Genomic DNA, 15,228 nt, shown 5'->3' on the forward strand with positions numbered 1-15,228 from the left:
GTTACCCCACCCAGATGCTCTTCTGGTTGGTGAACTCCCGGATGCCGATGTAGGAGAGCTCCCGTCCGTAGCCTGACTTCTTGATGCCACCGAAAGGCATTTCGGGAGAGGAGGCTACCATGGCATTGACAAACACCGCCCCTGACTCCACCTGCCGTGCCACGCGCAGGCCGCGTTCCTTGTCCCGGGTCCAGACGGTGCCGGCGAGGCCATAGCGGTGGTCGTTGGCGATGCGGATGGCTTCCTGCTCGTCCTTCACCACAAACACGATAGCCACCGGACCAAAGAGTTCATCCTCGTAGGCGGGCATGCCAGGCTTCACGTTTTTGATAATCATGGGTTTGAAATAGGCGGAGTCCTTGCCCTCACGCCCGCCTTCCAGCACCACCTGCGCGCCTTTGTCTACCGATTCCTGCACCTGCTTTTCGAGCTCCTCGGCCAGGTCCTTGCGGGCCAGCGGGCCGTAGTCGCAGTCGTCCTGCAGGGGGTCTCCAATTTTGAGGGCCTGCATCTTCTCCTTCATCTTGTCCAGAAAGGCGTCGGCTATACCTTCCACCACGATGAAGCGCTTGGCCGCGATGCAACTTTGGCCTGTGTTCACCATGCGGGACTTCACGGCCGTCGTGGAAGCTTCTTCTATATCGGCATCTTCGAGTACGATGAAAGGGTCGCTGCCGCCTAGTTCCAGCACCGTCTTCTTGATTTCGCTACCGGCTTTCTCCGCCACCTTGGAGCCCGCTCCTTCGCTGCCGGTCAGCGTCACGGCCTTCACATAGTCGCTTTCAATGATGGCGTCCACCGCCTTCGACTCCACCAGCAGCGTTTGAAATATATTGTCAGGAAAGCCGGATTTGCGGATGATTTCTTCGATGGCCAGTGCGCATTGCGGCACGTTGGAGGCATGTTTCAATACGCCCACATTGCCCGCCATGAGGGCGGGGGCCAGGAAACGGAACACCTGCCAGAACGGGAAATTCCAGGGCATCACGGCCAGCACCACGCCCAGCGGCTGGTAGGCGATGAGGCTACGGCTCGCGCCCGATTCCACCTCCTCGTCCTTCAGGAAGTCAGCGGCATGCTCAGCGTAGTAGTGGCATACCTTGGCGCATTTCTTCACCTCAGTGATGGCGTCTTTCAGCGGCTTGCCCATCTCCAGCGTGATGATGCGGCCATACCTTTCGGCCTCCTGCTCCAGCAGTTCCGCGCAACGCGTCATGTGGCGCGCACGTTCCTCAAAGCCAGTGTTCTTCCAGGTATGGAAAGCGGTATCAGCGGTCTTCAGTTTCTGCTCCACTTCGGCTGTAGTATGGGACTCAAAGGTTTTGATGACTTCGTTGGTGGCAGGGTTTATCGTCTGTATCGGCATGTTCTTCTTTTGCTTGGGATATGGTGTAAATATACGCAAGGCGGGTGAATGGGTGCCGTTGCCACAATCCTTCTCGTGATTTGCGGGTGGCAGCAGGTATGGCAGGAGACGGCCCATACCTTGTTTGGCTGTTCCTTTGGCGGATTATGCCTAAATTGCCTCTGGAGCAAAACAGTCGGCAAGTCTGGGCTGTTACCTGTTCAATGGCGACCAATGACGTATACCTATAGAGCGTTCTGCCACAAACTCACTTGACAAGAATAAATCGTATGGAAACTACTTATTACAATCCCGCTGACCTGAAAAAATTCGGCAACATATCCGAGCTGCAGCCAGAGCTGGGCCGCAAGTTCTTCGATTACTATGGCGAAGTGTTCAAGGAAGGCGCTTTGACGGAGCGCGAGAAGGCGCTCATTGCCCTGGCCGTGTCCCACGCCGTACAGTGCCCGTATTGCATTGACGCTTATACCTCCGACTGCCTGGAAAAAGGGGCCGACGAGAACCAGATGATGGAAGCCGTACACGTGGCCGCGGCCATCAAAGGCGGCGCAGCACTCGTGCACGGGGTGCAGATGATGAACAAAATCAAAGAGCTGACGATGTAAGGATGGGTATACCTGTTAAATCACTGAAGGCGCAGCACCACCTGTTCGCGGACCCCACCTACCAGCTGGAGGTGCTTCGACATGCCGGGCTGGAGGAGGAGTTCCCGCCCTTCGCTGTCCGCCTGCAGGAGCATGGGCTATACCCGCTGCGACCCACCGGCACCACCATCCTGCAGATAAACCTGGGCAAGATGTGCAACCAGACCTGCCGCCATTGCCACGTGGATGCCGGACCCGACCGCAAGGAAATCATGACCCGCGACACCATGCAGTTGTGCCTGGACGCTCTGGCCAAAGCCCCTCACATCGCTACGGTGGATTTGACAGGCGGCGCGCCGGAGATGAACCCGGATTTTCGTTGGTTCGTGGAGCAGCTGTATCCTCTGGGAAGGCAGATTATCGTGCGCTGCAACCTCACCATCATCCTGGCGAACAAAAAATACCACGACCTGCCGCTTTTCTTCAAGGAGCACGGCGTGCAGGTGGTGTCGTCGCTGCCTTATTTTTCCGCTTCCCGCACCGATGCCCAGCGCGGCGGTGGGGTGTTCGAAAAATCCATCAAAGCCCTGCAGCTGCTCAACGAGGTGGGGTATGGCCAGGCAGGCAGCGGCCTGCAGCTGGACCTGGTCTACAACCCGTCCGGTGCTTTTCTGCCGGCAAGCCAGAAATCATTGGAGGCGGAGTTCAAGCGACGGTTGCTGAGCGGGTATGGCATCGTGTTCAACAACCTGTTCTGCATCACCAACCTGCCCGTGAGCCGCTACCTCGATTACCTGGTGGAGAGCGACAACTATGGCAGCTACATGGAAAAGCTGGTAAATGCCTTCAACCCGGTGGCGGCCGCTGGTGTGATGTGCCGCAACACGGTATCCGTGGGTTGGGATGGCCTCCTGTATGACTGTGACTTCAACCAGATGCTGGAGCTGAAGGTGGCACCCAGTGCCCCGCGGCACATCCGGGATTTTGACCTGCAGCGGCTCGACGAACGTGCCATCGTGCTCAACCAGCATTGTTACGGCTGCACGGCCGGCGCAGGCTCCAGCTGCGGCGGCGAAACGGCGGGGAAGTAAACTATACCTAAGACAAATGTGCCAGTCTGTACCCAGAAAGCTATACCTGAGCGGAGTTCTTTTTCTGTGCCTGTTGCTGCCGGCCTGCGGTCAGGTGACCGACCAAGCGTATGCGCTTCTGTTGAAAGGACTGTACAGCCACACCGTTCCGGTTATACCTGCAGCAAAGCTGAAGCCACTGCTGGAGAAGGAGACGCACCCTGTGCTGCTCGACACCCGTTCAGAGAAAGAATACCACGTCAGCCACCTGACAGGAGCCAAGCTCGTCAACTATGACAACTTTGACCTGGCGCAGCTGAAGGATGTACCGAAAGACACACCGATTGTGGTGTACTGCTCGGTGGGCTACCGCAGCGAGAAAATAGGGGAGAGGCTACAGCAGGCAGGCTATAGCCGGGTGCAAAACCTGTACGGCGGCCTGTTCGAGTGGGTGAACCAGGGTCACCCGGTATACAACCAACAAGGCAAAACAAACCAGGTACACGCCTACTCCAAAAGCTGGGGCGTGTGGCTGCGCAAAGGAGAAAAAGTGTATGACTGAGAAAAACCTGCTGATGCTGTTTGTCCGCAATCCGGAGCTGGGCAAGGTGAAGACACGCTTGGCGGCCAGCGTGGGACCCGAAACGGCCCTGGACATCTACCTGCACCTGCTGCAGCATACGCGCTCCGTCACGCAGGAGCTTCCCATGGACAAGGTGGTCTACTATTCGGAGCGGGTGGAGGAGCAGGACATGTGGCCAAGCCAGCAGTACCAGAAGCAAGTGCAACCCGCCGGTGATTTAGGGGAGCGGATGTCCGCCTCCTTTGCCGCTGCCTTTGCCGATGGCTATACCTCCGTCGTCATCATCGGGAGCGATTGCCTGCAGTTGACTTCTGACATCATCCTGAAAGCCTTTGAGAATCTCAAAACACACGAAGTAGTGGTAGGGCCGGCGCTGGACGGTGGCTATTACCTGCTGGGCATGAATGGCCTCCACCCCGAGTTGTTCCAGGACAAGCGCTGGAGCACCGAGCACGTCTTCCCCGACACCCTTTACGACATTGAGCGGCTGCACCTTTCGCACGCGCTGCTGCCTTATCTTTCCGATATCGACAACCTGGAAGATTTGGAAAATCTGGAGGCGAACTGGCCCGGCTGATAGCCCGCACTATTCCATTGTAACCTGTTTGGGTTGGTCGTACCCGTAGATGTCTTCCCGGAACTGCAGACCCAGGTGCGGGTCAGCCCAGGCAGTCATATACACGATGAGAATCGGCACCGGCTTCTTCAGGCGCACGAACTGTTCGTCCTTGTCAGTCGTCAGGAAGCGTTCAGCCCGTTTTTCCGTGAGGCCGGAGCGCTCCTGCATCAGGTACTGCGCCAACTCGTGCGGGTGCTGCAAACGGATGCAGCCGTGGCTGAACGCACGCCGGTCCAGGTCGAAAAGGTGCCTGTCATTGGTGTCGTGCAGGTATTGGTTGACGTTGCTATGGAACAGGAACTTGACTTTGCCCAGCTCATTCTGCTCTCCCGCTACCTGCACTACACGGAAATTGAAGCCAGAAGCGTCCACTTTACTCCAATTCACCTGCCAAGGGTCTATCTTGGTATAGCCGCCCAGCACGGCCGGCTTCAGCAGCTGCATGTCCCGCTTGGCCAGGTAGCCTGGGTTGCGCTTCAGTATGGGCAGAATCTCTTTGGAGGCAATGGAATTAGGAATGTACCAGTAGGGGTTGAAGACGATGGTATGTAAGTCGGTCTGGTTGACGAGGGTAGGCTGAGCAGGCTTGCCCACAATGGTGCGCATGTCCAGCAGGACAGCACTATGGTCTATCACGCGCAGTGAGTAATCGGGTATGTTCACGAGGATGTAGGGCTGGGATATGTCCTTGCTGAAGGCTTCCCAGCGGCTCAGGCTGTTCTGCAGTTGCAACAGGCGCTGGGCAGGCGGCCTATTGAGCGCCGCCACGGTCCGGGGACCCACTATGCCATCGGGTTTGAGCGCGTGCCGCGCCTGGAACCGAACGACTGCCGCAGCCAGCGCGGGTGTGTACTGATGTCGGTTTTCGGAGTCCTCCGCCACCCAATCGCCCAGTAGTTGCAGCGTTTCCTGCAGCGGAGGCACATAGCGGCTGGAGTCGCCGGGCCGGAGCAACAGGGTGCTGGGGAAGGTATGCCAGCTAGCTGAATCGGCCAATGCCTGGTACTGCTCCACAGCCTGTCGCAGGCGTTGTTTCTGGTCAGGCACCAGCAACCACAGCTCTTCCTCCTCCTGTGCCATACCTGGCAGCGAGCACAGGTATAGGAGCATGAAAATCAGCAGCCTTGGTGTAGGGAACCACATGTTTTCTGTACGGTATACCTGAAGGTATGGCCTTTAGGGCAGAAGAAAAAACCATACACGGAATTTGTTGTTGAGCAAATGGGTAAGGAGCGTAGCCTGCCGTAGGCCCAAGACGCTTAGCCGCGAAGGGTAGAGGTAACGGATTTTTATCGTAGTTTCGTAACCAAGAGAAAGAGCCGCCTATGCGAACCAACATGCTATATCTATGCCTGCTATTAGGAACCGTAGCAGGCGCCAGCTGCTCCCAGCAGAAGACGGGCCAGGAGACCAGTACTCCCCAGCAGGAACCCCACACGAAGATAGCCACCCACTTCAACCCTGACTGGGCTATGGACAAACTCTGGGAGGACGGCTTGGCAGAGGTGGCCATCTACGAGGTCGAGCGGGTCATCTATAAGAAGAAGCGGAATTTTGAGTACACGCTCATTACGGTGAAAGAAGACTTCAACCAGGAGCACAACGTGAAGACAGACGATTACACGCGCGCCGACCTGTTCCCGGTGATGAAAGTGAACGAGTTCTGCCGCATCCCCACCGAAGAGTACCCCTACCATTTCCTCACCTCGCTCTTCATCCGCCGGGAGAACCCGCTATACCTGCACAAGCTCACCACGTCGTCGCAGGAGTGGTGCGGCAACACGTTCAAGGCGCTGACCGACCAGGGAAACAGCTATAACCTGTACTACAACTCCTATTTCGATGGGGAAGGCGAGGGCAACCGCGAGTTGCCGAAAGAGCTGTTGCTGGAAGACCAGCTGCCCTATACCTTGCGCAGCCTGCGCTTCCGGGACGGACTCCGCTTTGAGGTGCCGGTGCTGGAGACGCAGCAGACAAACAAACTGGGTAAGCTGACAGTATACAAAGCCACTGTTTCAGTTGCCAAGGCCGCTATTGACGGGAATGAGGCATGGGAAGTACAGGTGCAACTGGCGGAAGGCAAGGAAAACCGCTACTGGTTTGCGAGTGTTTATCCCAACCAGCTGCTGCGCCAGCAGACCTGGGACGGCCGCAACCTGGAACTGAAGCAGCTCAGCCGCTACGCCTATTGGCAGACCGAATAACTTATACCTAACAAAAGAATTTATGGCAACCACCATAGAGAAGAGTACGCTTGCCTTTCTGGAGGAACTCACCCAGAACAACAACCGCGAGTGGTTTCAGCAGCACAAGGCCCGCTACGATGCGGCACGCAAAAACTACCTGGCTTTCCTGGATGAGATGCTGCAGGAGATGGAGCCTTTTGAACCGGCCGCGCACGGCCAGAAAGGCAAAGACCTCGTGTTCCGCATTTACCGCGATGTGCGCTTCTCCAGCGACAAGCGTCCTTACAAAGACCACTTCGGCGCCTACGTGGCCGAAGGCGGACGAAAATCCATACTCCCCGGTTACTACCTGCACCTGGCCGGCAACAACAACTCTTTTGTAGCCGGAGGGCTCTGGATGCCACCCGCCAACTACTTGAAAGCGGTGCGGCAGGAGATTGATTACAACCTGGATGAGCTGCAACGAATCGTTCAGGTTCCGGACTTCAAAAAGCGCTTCGGGAACATCACCGGCGAGCAGCTCAAAACCACGCCCAAAGGCTACGACAAAGACAACCCCGCCATTGAGTACCTGCGCTTCAAAAGCTGGAACGCCGTGATGCCTATACCTGACAACGTGGTGCTGGGCAAAGACTTCATGCAGGTGGTGGTAGAGGCCTTCCGGGCAGTCAAACCCTTCAACGATTTCCTGACGGCCCCGCTGCGCGATTTGGGGGAGCAGTAAACAACTCGGCAACAACCTTGCTTACCGGGCCGCTGCTCTGAACCAGCTTTCGAGTAGCGGCCTGTCTATGTCGCTCGTGGACTTAAGTTTGATGTGCCGCATGTCCTTGCCGGAGCCCTCCAGTAGGTTGTCCTTGTCCTCCAGCTTCTCAAAGTTGAAGAAGCCTAAAGTGACATAGGCTTTCGCAGTTTTTAGATAGGCGAAGTCTTTGGCCGCTCTGAAAACGGGTCGGCTCCACTTGAACTCTTCGCTCACGTCAGGTACACTGCTGTGGATGAGTTGCCTTACGGCCTCCATCATCTGTTTTTGCTCCGAAGGGGCGCACTTGATATACGCAGTTACCTGTTCATTCATGCTACTTTAGCTTCTCGTTGAAGAAATCGATGGTACGGTTCCAGGCTAATTCTGCGGCCTCCTTGTCGTAGCGCGGGGTGGTGTCGTTGTGGAAGCCGTGGTTTGCGTTGGGGTACATATGGGCGGTATAGTCCTTGCCGTGCTCCTGTAATGCCTTTTCGTAAGACGGCCAGCCTTCGTTCACGCGGGTGTCCAGCTCGGCATAGTGCAGCAGAAGAGGCGCCTTTATTTGGGGAACATCCTCCAGCGGCGGCTGACCACCATAGAAGGGAACGGCTGCCGCCAGGTCAGGTATGCGCACGGCCATCATGTTGGAAATCCAGCCACCGAAGCAGAAGCCTACCACGCCCACCCGGCCGTTGCAGTCTTTGTGGTTTTTCAGGTAGTCGTACGCCGCGATGAAATCCTCGAGCATCTCGTTGCGGTCGCGTTTGCTTTGCAGCGCACGGCCCTCGTCATCGGTGCCTGGGTAGCCGCCCAGTGGGGTCAGGGCATCAGGGGCAAGCGAGACGAAGCCTGCCAGTGCGGCCCTGCGGGCAACATCCTCGATGTGCGGATTCAGGCCCCGGTTCTCATGCACCACCACAATACCACCAAGCTTCTTTTTCGATTTCGAAGGCTTCGACAACAGGGCCTTCATCGTTACGCCGCCTTTGGGGGAGGGATAGGTGATGTAGTCTGATTTCAGACGCTTGTCGCCCGCTTGAATCTGGATGGCGTTCTGGTAGTCGGGCATGAGAAAGCTCATGAGGGAGCCCACCGTCAGTCCACCCACGGCGTAGATGGAGAGCTTCTGCAGAAAATCGCGGCGGCTGACCCGGTTGTGCGCATAGTCATCGTACAGGTCAAATACCTCTTGGCTGATGTCCTCTTTTTTGATTTCGTCCATGTTAGTCTGTGTGGTTTAGTGACAGGATTCGAGCTTTGTAATCATTTTTTGGCTTCATAAATGAGTTGCACCACCCCAGATTTGAATCTGTTCACCTCTATCAAATCAAGGTTTATCCGGTCTGTCAGGTTCTGGAACAGGGGCTTGCCTGCTCCTAATACGGTAGGGTGAACCGAAAGCCGGTAAATGTCAATCAGGCCGTGCTGTATGAAAGTCATGATAAGCTTTGCTCCGCCATACAACCAGATGTCCTTCCCGTCCTGTTGTTTGAGTGCAGCGACCTTTTCAGGTATGGCAGTGGTGATAAATGTAGCTTGGCTGTCCTGCCGCTCCCGGCTGGAGAAAACGACTTTCTGCTTGGAATGGACGGCGGCCCAAATGGCTTTCTCTGTCTCGCTGGCGCTTGCATCAGGTTGGAAATTCCCCCAAGCCTCATAGCTCACCCTGCCGTAGAGAATGGTGTCTATACCTGAAAGAAAGCTCTCGAAACCCATGTCATCGTCCAGGATGCACCAGTCCACTTCCCCGTTTGGCCCTTCTATGAATCCATCAAGTGTCACGGCTAAATCTAGGATTACTCTGCGCATGGGGTTGAGTTTGAGGTGCGTGCTATACTTTTTAATGATGGCTGACGCTACTCGTGCAGCCGAAGCCCAAAGCTTGGAGAGGGTTAAGGCTGAGTTTTGTTAGCTACTGTTTTACTTTTTTGCTTGTAGCATCTCCAGTTTCTTTCTGGTTTCAGCTATTTCCTGCAGCGTCAATGCTTTTTTGAATGCTTCGATGGCCTTCTTTTTATTGCCCCTCTCCACATAGTAGTCCCCCATAGAGTCATAGACATTGGGGCTGGAAGGGTAGTTATCAATGTTCATCTTGAAAAAGCCGTACGCTTTTTCAAATTGTTTATTACCCATGGAGATATACCCGAGCCAGTTAACCGTACCCTGCGAAGGCAGCACAGTATATTGCATCATGGCAGATACGCTGCGGTAATGGTCTTCAATATATGCCACCGTGATGGTAGTATCCTGTAAGTCCTTGCCTAGCTCATACTTTTTAAAGATGAATCGCAGGCCGTCATACTGAGAGGGAAGCGGCACCGAAGAGTGGTTTTCCTCTGGATAGAATTTCCAGGCCCAGTGCAGGTTCTTGCTTTTTCGGAGAACTCCCCTGAACTGGAAGTGGTTGCGTACGTTGCCGTTGGCATAGGCTGTGTCTTTGATAACCCTGACCGTGTCCATTCCTTTCTCCATGGTGTTGGACGTCGCATAGTAGAGGCTTTTGTGAACATAGTCCTTTTGGGTGAAGGCTTCCTGCGCTTGCTTTACGATGAGGTGGTTGTCCCACCAGACACTGGGGTCCATGGCCACGTAGGAGTTGAACAGGGCTGGGTGGTTGACTAGCGCATGAAGGACTGCTAGCCCTCCAAGGGAGTGGCCCACGTACATGCGATAAGGCTGCGTGTTATAGCGAGACTCAACATAAGGTATCAGCTCCTTCTGGAGAAAGGAGATGAATTTCTCCCCTCGACCTGAGTTCTTGAAATCCGGGTCTACCATCCCGTCGCGGCTAAATATGGACCGGGTAGGAGTGAAATCGGCTCCCCTGTCTTTGTTCATGATTCCTACCACTATCATTTTGGGCATCCTGCCAATAGAGCTTAGCTCACCCACCATCCCCGTTATGGAATGGAAAAAATCTTTGCCATCCAGCAGGTACATCACTGGATAACGCTCAGCTCCGGCAGAATTGGGCACGTAAACCCACACTTCTCTGTCTTCCTCTAAGATAGAGGAGTGAATGGTCAACCTCTTTCCAATAGTAATTTCATCTTCAGTATGATTAGAAGACTGTCCGAAGCAGAAGGCAGGAAAAAGTAGAAGGAAATATAGAAGTAATCTCATTGACTATTTGATTGTAAGTTATAGCTAACGGTTAGTACAGGATTTGTGAAGGCGTCAGCCGAACATATAGCCTATGCAGGGTTAGCACTTGTTATTTTTCGGCTTTTAATTCTTCGTGCACATCACGCAAGTCTTCTCTCGTTATCAACGGCTTCCAATCCTTATTTTTTTGAAAACCTTCTTCAGACACTTCTGGCTTATAGAAGTCCACCTGCTCTAATGAATCCTGATAAAAAACATAAAGCTGTCGTGCATAAACCAACTCACTAAGACTGTTGTAGCCTTTTTCTTTCATCCTTTCTTCCGATACTTCTTCATAGCAATAACCACATGTCGGGTCTCCTTTTTCAATAGCTTTATACCCACATACATGACATGTTTGGGGATAGCTGTTATTGGATGCAACGACAACCGTTGTAGTTAATGCACCTATAACCAATGCTAATGAAATTGCTCTTATGCTATTACTTCTATTTTTGGTAGTATAATAGATGCCATATCCAATTAAAGTAGCAAAGCCACCAAACATAGCTGCGTAAAGAAGCTTCATATTATCATTAGGTGCAATGGAATCAGCAAGGGCTTTTGCCCCAATTACAGGCAAAACACAAAATAGCCCAAGCCAAATTTGTTCTTTCTTATTCATTATGTTTATATGTGCTAACTACCTCAAAAGCGTGAACATACGCTTTTGCAGCTGACATATGTCGGCTAAACTTAATAGACTTTATGTTAAATATAGGAGATTCCAGTTATTTATCCGTACCAACCGCAAAACAATTTGGGTCACTTCGCCAGGTTGGCGTACTTTTTCTGCTGGCGGTACAGGTATAGTTCTGCCCACAGCCAAAGGAGCACCAAAGTGTACTCCAGCGCGACGAGCCAGAGGTTTTCGGTGTAGGTGCTGCTGCGGTAGGCGGCGTAGCTGAACACAGCCAAACCAGACCATACGGCGGCGTAGCGGAAGTGGCTCATGGCCGTGAGGGCGACCAATGTGGTGATGTACCAGGGATGCATGGTGGTGGAGAGGAACAGGTATACCGTCAGGGCCGCCGCCATGTAGCCCGCCAGCCGCTTCACGGAACCCAAATTCTTAACCGCTGCCATGGTCAAAATAGCACCCAGTGTGACCAGCGACAGCAGCGGCCCGATAACGGCTATCTGGTTGTAGCCCGTCAACTGAAAGCCCAGCCAGCGCAGCAGGTAGTACACACTGGCGTTAAACTCGAACCGGTGGAAATACAAATCGATGCTCTGGAAGAAATTACGCAGCACCTCCACCGAGAGCAGCGGCAGGAACAGGAGCAGCAACGCACCCAGCAGCACCGCCCCGAACCCCACAAAACGCCTCAGTCCCAGCTTGCGCCACACAATGGGCAGGAACATGAGCGGCAACAGCTTAGCTCCAATGGCCAGGGCAAAAGGCAGGGCCGCTATTAGGTAGCGCTGGTAGTGGAGTTGGTAGAGGAACAGGAGCAGGAAGAAAATCAGCAGCGCCTCAGGGTGCAGGTTGCCGGTCAGTTCCACTACCACCAAAGGGTTAAGGGCGTAGAGCAGCGTATAGCGGTCGGGCAGCCCCATGCGCCGCACCAGGCGGAGCAGCAGGAAAATGGAGCCCGCCTCTGCCAGCAGGATAACCACCCGCAACACCAGCACGCTTCCCAGCACGCTATCGGGCGAGAGGGCGGCCGACAGCCAGAAGATTCCCTGCAGCACCGGCGGGTATACTGAGTAGTAATCCGGGGAGTTGAGTTGCCGGAACAGCTCTGGAGTGATGCCAGGCAAGGCAGGTGTGTCACTCTCCAGGTAGTAGGAGGGCAGGTGCAGGTAAGGGTTCTGCCCGTGCAGCAGCAGCCGGCCGTCCCACACAAACCGGAAGTAGTCGTCGGAGAGGGCAGGCAGCGCAAACAGGAACAGCAACCGGAAAAACAAGGCAGCCGCTATACCATGCCATACCTTGATTTTCTGGGTCGTAACGTAGGTATAGGCGACAAAGGCCAGCAGCATGAGCAGGAGCAACTGCGTGAAGTCCTCGCGCGGCGTGACATAGCCCAGCGCCAGGTATACCAACGCCGAGACACCTAAAGCCAGATAAGGAACCACATGCTTCCGGTCCATACTTATGCGCGCCTGCTATGGGAAAGGGAATAGAAGAAAACTGAGCCGAAGCCCAAAGCCAACAGCACATGGAATGGCAGCAGCCCGAAGTCCTGCAGCCGGAACGCCAGCCAGATGCCATAACCGAAGTACAAAGCCAGCAGACCCTCCAGCAGCGTCACCGGATTTATACTGGCCACGCCGTACACATGTTGCCGCCAACTGTCGCGACGGTGCACCAGGTTGTGTTTGGGGGTGCGTATGAACGGGGTTTTCTTACCCGCATAGCCTTCCAGAACCGCCACGCTGTTGTGCAGCGAGAGCCCCATCGAGAGGGAGAGGAACAGAAAGAACTCCGGCAGGAAGCGGCGGGTGGTCTGCCACACGGACTTGGTTTGCTGGTAGCGCGCCGTCCAGTAGAAAGCCAACAGTGCCACCATGCTCCCTACCAGCAGCGCACCTAGTTTGAACAGCGGCGCGAGCTCCGGTTGCTGGTCTTTCAGGTATAGGATGGGTATGCTCAGCAGACCGGTGAGCAGCACGCATACAAACACCCCGCTGTTGAGCAGGTGGAAGACGGCGTGCAGCTTGGTAGGCAGCGATAGGCGGGAACTTAACACTTCAGGCAGGTGCTTGCGAGCGGTTTCGGCAGCTCCTTTGGTCCAGCGGAACTGCTGCGATTTGATGGCTCCCATGGCCGCTGGTAACTCGGCAGGCGCTTCCACCTGCTCCAGATACCGGAACTCCCAGCCCCGCAGCTGCGCCCGGTAGCTCAGGTCCAAGTCCTCGGTAAGGGTATCGTGTTTCCAGCCACCGGCGTCCACTATACAGCTCTTGCGCCATACCCCGGCTGTGCCGTTGAAGTTGATGAAGTGCCGACCGTTGTTGCGGCCGCTTTGCTCCACGGTGAAATGCGCATTCAGTCCGAAAGCCTGGAGCCGGGTCAGGAGGGAGTAATCTCGGTTCAGGTGTCCCCAGCGTGTTTGCACGACGCCTACCCGGTCATGCGCAAAGCCCGGAATGGTGCGCTTCAGGAAATCAGAGTTCGGCACGAAATCCGCATCGAAAATAGCGATGAAGTCACCAGTTGCCCGCTCCAGCCCAAACTGCAACGCCCCGGCTTTGTAGCCAATGCGCTCCGGCCGTTGGATATGTTCCAACCGAAGCCCGCTGCCGGCGTAGGAGGCTATCTTCTGCTGGATGATAGCCCTGGTATCGTCGGTGGAGTCATCTAAGAGCTGAATATGCAGGAGGTGCCGGGGGTAATCGAGCGCAGCGACGGAGTCTATCAGCCGCTCCACCACATAACGCTCGTTGTATACGGGCAGCTGCACTGTGACCGGCGGCCATACCTGCAGTTCGGGGAGCGGCGCATCAGGCTGTTTCCGGCGTGCCCAATAGAGAAAGGTAAGGTGCAGCTGCACCAGGCTGTAGCAGAAAATGAAAGCCAGACAGCTGCTATATACTATCAGAAGAAGGAGCTGGAGAATCGTCATGGCTGGCTACGGGTGTGCTGCTACAGGTACTTAAAGATAGTCAGAATAATTTTATAGCCCGCCATCACGGACCCTTTCACCGTGCCCGATACCTTTGATACGCCAATGCGCCTGCGGTAGCTGACCGGCACCTCCGCATACCTGATTTTCTGTTTGGCAGCTTTGGCCTGCATCTCCACCGTCCAACCGTAGTTGCGGTCCCGCATGCCCAGTTGCTGCAGCGTGCTGAAGCGGATGGCCCGGAAAGGTCCCAAATCGGTGAAAGAGGCGCCGTACAGCCAGCGGAGCAGGGTGGTGGCGAGCCAGTTCCCGAAAATCTGCTGCGGCATCATAGAACCACTCTCACGCTGCCCCAGTGCCCTTGACCCAATCACCATGTCTGCCTGGCCGGCCAGAATGGGCTGTAGCAGGTAGGGCATCTCCTCGGGAAAATCGGAAAAATCACCGTCCAGGAACACGATAATGTCGGGTCGGGTGGGAACGGGCTTGGCGGCTGCGTAGGCTATACCTGTGAGGCAGGCGTTGCCGTAGCCAGGTATAGGCGCATCCAGCACGGTGGCACCCGCCGCACTGGCCACAGCCGCCGTCTGGTCGCTGGAGTTGTTGTTGACCACAATCACCTCCTGCACCAGCCCGGCCGGTATGGCGGCTATGACGTGGGCTATGGATTTTTCTTCGTTGTAGGCAGGTATGATGACGTGGATGAGGGGCATGGCGCAAAATTGCTGAAAATAATTATCCGAAGCTATCTGCCTCAAAAATTGGCTTTTCTGGTAAATGGTGTATTACCTTTGCAGAATGAACCTTTCACTGAGTGAAAGGTTTTTATATGTAGAGGAGTATAATTTTTTATGAGCAGAGAAGTGGTTAAAATTGGAGATAAGGCCCCTGACTTTGAATTGCAGCGTTTGGATGGTGGCTTTTTCCGGCTTTACGAGTTGTTGAAGAAGAAAAATGTGGTGCTATACTTCTACCCGAAAGACCATGCACCGGATTGCACCAAACAGGCCTGTGAGTTCAGGGACCATTATGAACTTTTCAAAGAGCTGGATACGGAAGTCGTGTGCATCAGCTCGGACAAGGCTGAGTCGCATAAGCGCTTTGAGCGCATGTACCGCCTGCCTTTCACGCTGCTGAGCGACACCGACGCCCAGATACGCAACCTGTACGGTGTTCCGCGCAAGTTTGGCATCGTGCCTGGCAAAGCCATCTACGTGATTGACAAGACGGGCCAGGTGCAGTATGTGTTCAATTCCCTTTCCAAACCTGCCGAGCATGTGCAGAAGGTGCTGGATGTGCTTTTTGACCTGAACCATGAAGGCGTGGAACAGTTTGCCTAAGAGGCAGGTATAGCTAGTA

General features: G+C 54.8%; 17 protein-coding genes. 7 read left to right on the forward strand and 10 right to left on the reverse strand.

The window, feature by feature from the left end:
- Window position 1: 1 nt before the first annotated feature.
- Window positions 2–1,483, reverse strand: a complete 1,482-nt coding sequence (locus B051_RS0112485) for an NAD-dependent succinate-semialdehyde dehydrogenase (RefSeq protein WP_018478539.1) — start codon at window positions 1,481–1,483, stop codon at window positions 2–4.
- A 152-nt stretch (window positions 1,484–1,635) separates the two neighbouring features.
- Here B051_RS0112485 and B051_RS0112490 point away from each other — a divergent pair, with 152 nt between their 5' ends.
- Genes B051_RS0112490 through B051_RS0112505 form a run of 4 tightly spaced genes read left to right on the forward strand, consistent with a single transcriptional unit; the run spans window position 1,636 to window position 4,180 of the window.
- Window positions 1,636–1,971 (forward strand): arsenosugar biosynthesis-associated peroxidase-like protein, encoded by a 336-nt coding sequence (locus B051_RS0112490; RefSeq protein WP_018478540.1) that lies wholly within the window; start codon window positions 1,636–1,638, stop codon window positions 1,969–1,971.
- Window positions 1,972–1,973: 2 nt separating this feature from the next.
- Window positions 1,974–3,041: an arsenosugar biosynthesis radical SAM (seleno)protein ArsS gene (gene arsS, locus B051_RS0112495; protein ID WP_018478541.1), complete on the forward strand. Its 1,068-nt coding sequence runs from the start codon at window positions 1,974–1,976 to the stop codon at window positions 3,039–3,041.
- 16 nt (window positions 3,042–3,057) lie between these two features.
- Complete coding sequence (locus tag B051_RS0112500) at window positions 3,058–3,582, forward strand: rhodanese-like domain-containing protein (RefSeq protein ID WP_018478542.1); 525 nt, start codon at window positions 3,058–3,060, stop codon at window positions 3,580–3,582.
- Window positions 3,575–4,180, forward strand: a complete 606-nt coding sequence (locus B051_RS0112505; protein WP_018478543.1) for a TIGR04282 family arsenosugar biosynthesis glycosyltransferase — start codon at window positions 3,575–3,577, stop codon at window positions 4,178–4,180. Before B051_RS0112500 ends, B051_RS0112505 begins: the two co-directional genes overlap by 8 nt.
- A 9-nt stretch (window positions 4,181–4,189) precedes the next feature.
- On the opposite strand, the gene B051_RS21250 is transcribed toward B051_RS0112505, so the two are convergent.
- Entirely contained in the window at window positions 4,190–5,365 is a 1,176-nt protein-coding gene (locus B051_RS21250; protein WP_018478544.1) for a L,D-transpeptidase family protein, read from the reverse strand.
- Window positions 5,366–5,547: 182 nt separating this feature from the next.
- Here B051_RS21250 and B051_RS0112515 point away from each other — a divergent pair, with 182 nt between their 5' ends.
- Both B051_RS0112515 and B051_RS0112520 read left to right on the forward strand, forming a co-directional pair.
- Entirely contained in the window at window positions 5,548–6,426 is an 879-nt protein-coding gene (locus B051_RS0112515; RefSeq protein WP_018478545.1) for a hypothetical protein, read from the forward strand.
- A gap of 22 nt (window positions 6,427–6,448) precedes the next feature.
- Window positions 6,449–7,132: a DUF2461 domain-containing protein gene (locus B051_RS0112520; RefSeq protein WP_018478546.1), complete on the forward strand. Its 684-nt coding sequence runs from the start codon at window positions 6,449–6,451 to the stop codon at window positions 7,130–7,132.
- A gap of 21 nt (window positions 7,133–7,153) precedes the next feature.
- Here the strand turns inward: B051_RS0112520 and B051_RS0112525 are convergent, their stop codons facing one another.
- From B051_RS0112525 to B051_RS0112560, 8 genes are all read right to left on the reverse strand, one after another.
- Window positions 7,154–7,486 (reverse strand): DUF1801 domain-containing protein, encoded by a 333-nt coding sequence (locus B051_RS0112525; RefSeq protein WP_018478547.1) that lies wholly within the window; start codon window positions 7,484–7,486, stop codon window positions 7,154–7,156.
- 1 nt (window position 7,487) lies between these two features.
- Window positions 7,488–8,375 (reverse strand): dienelactone hydrolase family protein, encoded by an 888-nt coding sequence (locus B051_RS0112530; RefSeq protein WP_018478548.1) that lies wholly within the window; start codon window positions 8,373–8,375, stop codon window positions 7,488–7,490.
- A 41-nt stretch (window positions 8,376–8,416) separates the two neighbouring features.
- A complete protein-coding gene (locus B051_RS0112535; RefSeq protein ID WP_018478549.1) occupies window positions 8,417–8,962 on the reverse strand; it encodes a dihydrofolate reductase family protein in 546 nt (181 codons plus the stop codon).
- A gap of 111 nt (window positions 8,963–9,073) precedes the next feature.
- Window positions 9,074–10,180, reverse strand: a complete 1,107-nt coding sequence (locus B051_RS0112540; RefSeq protein ID WP_018478550.1) for an alpha/beta hydrolase-fold protein — start codon at window positions 10,178–10,180, stop codon at window positions 9,074–9,076.
- Between the two features lie 187 nt (window positions 10,181–10,367).
- On the reverse strand, window positions 10,368–10,922 hold the full coding sequence (locus B051_RS0112545; protein WP_018478551.1) for a hypothetical protein: 555 nt from the start codon (window positions 10,920–10,922) through the stop codon (window positions 10,368–10,370).
- A gap of 140 nt (window positions 10,923–11,062) precedes the next feature.
- Window positions 11,063–12,394 carry a hypothetical protein gene (locus B051_RS0112550; protein WP_018478552.1) on the reverse strand — a complete coding sequence of 444 codons (1,332 nt, stop codon included), beginning with the start codon at window positions 12,392–12,394 and terminating at the stop codon, window positions 11,063–11,065.
- A gap of 2 nt (window positions 12,395–12,396) precedes the next feature.
- Window positions 12,397–13,869, reverse strand: coding sequence for a cellulose synthase family protein (locus tag B051_RS0112555; protein WP_018478553.1), 1,473 nt, complete (start codon window positions 13,867–13,869; stop codon window positions 12,397–12,399).
- A gap of 20 nt (window positions 13,870–13,889) precedes the next feature.
- Window positions 13,890–14,582, reverse strand: a complete 693-nt coding sequence (locus tag B051_RS0112560) for a glycosyltransferase family 2 protein (protein WP_018478554.1) — start codon at window positions 14,580–14,582, stop codon at window positions 13,890–13,892.
- 138 nt (window positions 14,583–14,720) lie between these two features.
- Here B051_RS0112560 and B051_RS0112565 point away from each other — a divergent pair, with 138 nt between their 5' ends.
- The gene (locus B051_RS0112565) at window positions 14,721–15,209 is read left to right on the forward strand and encodes a peroxiredoxin (RefSeq protein WP_018478555.1); all 489 of its coding nucleotides are present in this window, start codon (window positions 14,721–14,723) and stop codon (window positions 15,207–15,209) included.
- The last annotated feature ends 19 nt before the right edge of the window (window positions 15,210–15,228 follow it).

The sequence above is a fragment of the Pontibacter roseus DSM 17521 genome, from assembly GCF_000373265.1.
GTDB lineage: Bacteria > Bacteroidota > Bacteroidia > Cytophagales > Hymenobacteraceae > Pontibacter > Pontibacter roseus.